A 5,610-nucleotide genomic window follows, 5' to 3' on the forward strand; every position below is an offset into this window, starting at 1 on the left:
ATCGTCTTCTTCAATGAATCAAGCAATTCGTGTGGGAACTTATGGAGCAGCTGATGTCGTCGATTAAGGAGGTGATCCAGCCGCAGGTTCCCCTACGGCTACCTTGTTACGACTTCACCCCAGTCATGAATCACACCGTGGTAACCGTCCTCCCGAAGGTTAGACTAGCTACTTCTGGTGCAACCCACTCCCATGGTGTGACGGGCGGTGTGTACAAGGCCCGGGAACGTATTCACCGTGACATTCTGATTCACGATTACTAGCGATTCCGACTTCACGCAGTCGAGTTGCAGACTGCGATCCGGACTACGATCGGTTTTATGGGATTAGCTCCACCTCGCGGCTTGGCAACCCTTTGTACCGACCATTGTAGCACGTGTGTAGCCCAGGCCGTAAGGGCCATGATGACTTGACGTCATCCCCACCTTCCTCCGGTTTGTCACCGGCAGTCTCCTTAGAGTGCCCACCATTACGTGCTGGTAACTAAGGACAAGGGTTGCGCTCGTTACGGGACTTAACCCAACATCTCACGACACGAGCTGACGACAGCCATGCAGCACCTGTCTCAATGTTCCCGAAGGCACCAATCTATCTCTAGAAAGTTCATTGGATGTCAAGGCCTGGTAAGGTTCTTCGCGTTGCTTCGAATTAAACCACATGCTCCACCGCTTGTGCGGGCCCCCGTCAATTCATTTGAGTTTTAACCTTGCGGCCGTACTCCCCAGGCGGTCAACTTAATGCGTTAGCTGCGCCACTAAGAGTTCAAGACTCCCAACGGCTAGTTGACATCGTTTACGGCGTGGACTACCAGGGTATCTAATCCTGTTTGCTCCCCACGCTTTCGCACCTCAGTGTCAGTATCAGTCCAGGTAGTCGCCTTCGCCACTGGTGTTCCTTCCTATATCTACGCATTTCACCGCTACACAGGAAATTCCACTACCCTCTACCATACTCTAGCTTGCCAGTTTTGGATGCAGTTCCCAGGTTGAGCCCGGGGATTTCACATTCAACTTAACAAACCACCTACGCGCGCTTTACGCCCAGTAATTCCGATTAACGCTTGCACCCTCTGTATTACCGCGGCTGCTGGCACAGAGTTAGCCGGTGCTTATTCTGTCGGTAACGTCAAGACAATCACGTATTAGGTAACTGCCCTTCCTCCCAACTTAAAGTGCTTTACAATCCGAAGACCTTCTTCACACACGCGGCATGGCTGGATCAGGCTTTCGCCCATTGTCCAATATTCCCCACTGCTGCCTCCCGTAGGAGTCTGGACCGTGTCTCAGTTCCAGTGTGACTGATCATCCTCTCAGACCAGTTACGGATCGTAGCCTTGGTGAGCCATTACCTCACCAACTAGCTAATCCGACCTAGGCTCATCTGATAGCGCAAGGCCCGAAGGTCCCCTGCTTTCTCCCGTAGGACGTATGCGGTATTAGCGTCCGTTTCCGAACGTTATCCCCCACTATCAGGCAGATTCCTAGGTATTACTCACCCGTCCGCCGCTCTCAAGAGAAGCAAGCTTCTCTCTACCGCTCGACTTGCATGTGTTAGGCCTGCCGCCAGCGTTCAATCTGAGCCATGATCAAACTCTTCAGTTCAAACATCTTTGGGTTTTTAAGAAACCCTAAACTTGGCTCAGCAATCGTTGGTTACATCTTTGATTTCTCGCGGAGTAACTTGTGATGCTGATAATCTTGTTGACTATCAGTCTGACTCCACAAGCACCCACACGAATTGCTTGATTCAATTGTTAAAGAGCGGTTGGTCAGCTTTCGCTGTACCGAGGCGCGCATTCTACAGCAGCCTCTGTTGCTGTCAAGCGGTTATTTTAAGATGTTTTCAAAGTTTCCTCTGTAACATCAACCACTTGCGCTTTCGATCTCTCGTTAGCGGGAGGCGAATTCTACAGTGTTACACACTGCTGTCAACGCTTTATTTCCAGCTTCTTTCGATTGAGATAATCGAGTGGTTAGCCAGGCAAATGGCCTGATTAACCGTACGAGCTTTTTACAAAGCTTGTACTTATACAAAAACAAAATCCCCGTCTGCGCGAGCAGACAGGGATTTTGGAATTTAATCTTGACGATGACCTACTCTCACATGGGGAAACCCCACACTACCATCGGCGATGCATCGTTTCACTACTGAGTTCGGGATGGGATCAGGTGGTTCCAATGCTCTATGGTCGTCAAGAAATTCGGTAGCCAGGTCGTTTACCTTTCGGTTTACGCTCCAGCGAATGGGTATGTAATAGATGTGGTGTTTTGTGAACCGCAAACTTTCGGTTTGTATCGTCTTCACACACCGCAATTCGCATGCTCTTGTGTTCAAGGGCGCAAATTGCTTGGGTGTTATATGGTCAAGCCTCACGGGCAATTAGTATTGGTTAGCTCAACGCCTCACAGCGCTTACACACCCAACCTATCAACGTCGTAGTCTTCGACGGCCCTTTAGGGAACTCAAGGTTCCAGTGAGATCTCATCTTGAGGCAAGTTTCCCGCTTAGATGCTTTCAGCGGTTATCTTTCCCGAACATAGCTACCCGGCAATGCCACTGGCGTGACAACCGGAACACCAGAGGTTCGTCCACTCCGGTCCTCTCGTACTAGGAGCAGCCCCTCTCAAATCTCAAACGTCCACGGCAGATAGGGACCGAACTGTCTCACGACGTTCTAAACCCAGCTCGCGTACCACTTTAAATGGCGAACAGCCATACCCTTGGGACCGGCTTCAGCCCCAGGATGTGATGAGCCGACATCGAGGTGCCAAACACCGCCGTCGATATGAACTCTTGGGCGGTATCAGCCTGTTATCCCCGGAGTACCTTTTATCCGTTGAGCGATGGCCCTTCCATACAGAACCACCGGATCACTAAGACCTACTTTCGTACCTGCTCGACGTGTCTGTCTCGCAGTCAAGCGCGCTTTTGCCTTTATACTCTACGACCGATTTCCGACCGGTCTGAGCGCACCTTCGTACTCCTCCGTTACTCTTTAGGAGGAGACCGCCCCAGTCAAACTACCCACCATACACTGTCCTCGATCCGGATAACGGACCTGAGTTAGAACCTCAAAGTTGCCAGGGTGGTATTTCAAGGTTGGCTCCACGCAAACTGGCGTTCACGCTTCAAAGCCTCCCACCTATCCTACACAAGCAAATTCAAAGTCCAGTGCAAAGCTATAGTAAAGGTTCACGGGGTCTTTCCGTCTAGCCGCGGATACACTGCATCTTCACAGCGATTTCAATTTCACTGAGTCTCGGGTGGAGACAGCGCCGCCATCGTTACGCCATTCGTGCAGGTCGGAACTTACCCGACAAGGAATTTCGCTACCTTAGGACCGTTATAGTTACGGCCGCCGTTTACCGGGGCTTCGATCAAGAGCTTCGCGTTAGCTAACCCCATCAATTAACCTTCCGGCACCGGGCAGGCGTCACACCCTATACGTCCACTTTCGTGTTTGCAGAGTGCTGTGTTTTTAATAAACAGTCGCAGCGGCCTGGTATCTTCGACCGACAGGGGCTTACGCAGTAAATGCTTCACCTCCATCGGCGCACCTTCTCCCGAAGTTACGGTGCCATTTTGCCTAGTTCCTTCACCCGAGTTCTCTCAAGCGCCTTGGTATTCTCTACCCAACCACCTGTGTCGGTTTGGGGTACGGTTCCTGGTTACCTGAAGCTTAGAAGCTTTTCTTGGAAGCATGGCATCAACCACTTCGTGTTCTAAAAGAACACTCGTCATCAGCTCTCGGCCTTAGAATCCCGGATTTACCTAAGATTCCAGCCTACCACCTTAAACTTGGACAACCAACGCCAAGCTGGCCTAGCCTTCTCCGTCCCTCCATCGCAATAACCAGAAGTACAGGAATATTAACCTGTTTTCCATCGACTACGCTTTTCAGCCTCGCCTTAGGGACCGACTAACCCTGCGTCGATTAACGTTGCGCAGGAAACCTTGGTCTTTCGGCGTGGGTGTTTTTCACACCCATTATCGTTACTCATGTCAGCATTCGCACTTCTGATACCTCCAGCAAGCTTCTCAACTCACCTTCACAGGCTTACAGAACGCTCCTCTACCGCATCATCCTAAGATGATACCCGTAGCTTCGGTGTATGGTTTGAGCCCCGTTAAATCTTCCGCGCAGGCCGACTCGACTAGTGAGCTATTACGCTTTCTTTAAAGGGTGGCTGCTTCTAAGCCAACCTCCTAGCTGTCTAAGCCTTCCCACATCGTTTCCCACTTAACCATAACTTTGGGACCTTAGCTGACGGTCTGGGTTGTTTCCCTTTTCACGACGGACGTTAGCACCCGCCGTGTGTCTCCCATGCTCGGCACTTGTAGGTATTCGGAGTTTGCATCGGTTTGGTAAGTCGGGATGACCCCCTAGCCGAAACAGTGCTCTACCCCCTACAGTGATACATGAGGCGCTACCTAAATAGCTTTCGAGGAGAACCAGCTATCTCCGAGCTTGATTAGCCTTTCACTCCGATCCACAGGTCATCCGCTAACTTTTCAACGGTAGTCGGTTCGGTCCTCCAGTTAGTGTTACCCAACCTTCAACCTGCCCATGGATAGATCGCCCGGTTTCGGGTCTATTCCCAGCGACTAGACGCCCTATTAAGACTCGCTTTCGCTACGCCTCCCCTATTCGGTTAAGCTTGCCACTGAAAATAAGTCGCTGACCCATTATACAAAAGGTACGCAGTCACCCAACAAAGTGGGCTCCCACTGCTTGTACGCATACGGTTTCAGGATCTATTTCACTCCCCTCTCCGGGGTTCTTTTCGCCTTTCCCTCACGGTACTAGTTCACTATCGGTCAGTCAGTAGTATTTAGCCTTGGAGGATGGTCCCCCCATATTCAGACAAAGTTTCTCGTGCTCCGTCCTACTCGATTTCACTGCAAAGATGTTTTCGCGTACAGGGCTATCACCCACTATGGCCGCACTTTCCAGAGCGTTCCGCTAACATCAATACAGCTTAAGGGCTGGTCCCCGTTCGCTCGCCACTACTAAGGGAATCTCGGTTGATTTCTTTTCCTCAGGGTACTTAGATGTTTCAGTTCCCCTGGTTCGCTTCTTAAGCCTATGTATTCAGCTTAAGATACCTAACTTATGTTAGGTGGGTTCCCCCATTCAGACATCTCCGGATCAAAGTCTGTTTGCCGACTCCCCGAAGCTTTTCGCAGGCTACCACGTCTTTCATCGCCTCTGACTGCCAAGGCATCCACCGTATGCGCTTCTTCACTTGACCATATAACCCCAAGCAATCTGGTTATACTATGAAGACGACATTCGCCGAAAATTCGCTGCTCAATTAAGAGCAATCACAAATTTTACCTTAGCCTGAATAAACACCAGTGAAAGTGTTATCCAGTCTAACTTTCTATTACATACCCAAATTTTTAAAGAACGATCTAATCAAAAGATCAGAAATCAACATTCACCATCCTTCGATGGAATGCTCATTTCTAAGCTTTACGACAGAAAAACCGCAGATCAACTCTGCAGTTATCGTCTTCTACAATGAATCAAGCAATTCGTGTGGGAACTTATGGAGCAGCTGATGTCGTCGATTAAGGAGGTGATCCAGCCGCAGGTTCCCCTACGGC

The 5,610-nt window shown here is 50.3% G+C and carries 3 rRNA genes; all 3 read right to left on the bottom strand.

Features of this window, described 5'->3' with window-relative positions:
- Positions 1-64 precede the first annotated feature (64 nt).
- Positions 65-1,601: ribosomal RNA gene (locus FHL07_RS23450) — 16S ribosomal RNA — on the bottom strand.
- A gap of 479 nt (positions 1,602-2,080) precedes the next feature.
- Positions 2,081-2,196 (bottom strand): 5S ribosomal RNA (gene rrf, locus FHL07_RS23460).
- A gap of 162 nt (positions 2,197-2,358) precedes the next feature.
- A 23S ribosomal RNA gene (locus FHL07_RS23465) occupies positions 2,359-5,252 on the bottom strand.
- Between the last annotated feature and the right edge of the window lie 358 nt (positions 5,253-5,610).

The organism is Pseudomonas sp. FSL W7-0098, from assembly GCF_005930585.1.
GTDB classification, from domain to species: Bacteria; Pseudomonadota; Gammaproteobacteria; order Pseudomonadales; family Pseudomonadaceae; genus Aquipseudomonas; species Aquipseudomonas bubulae.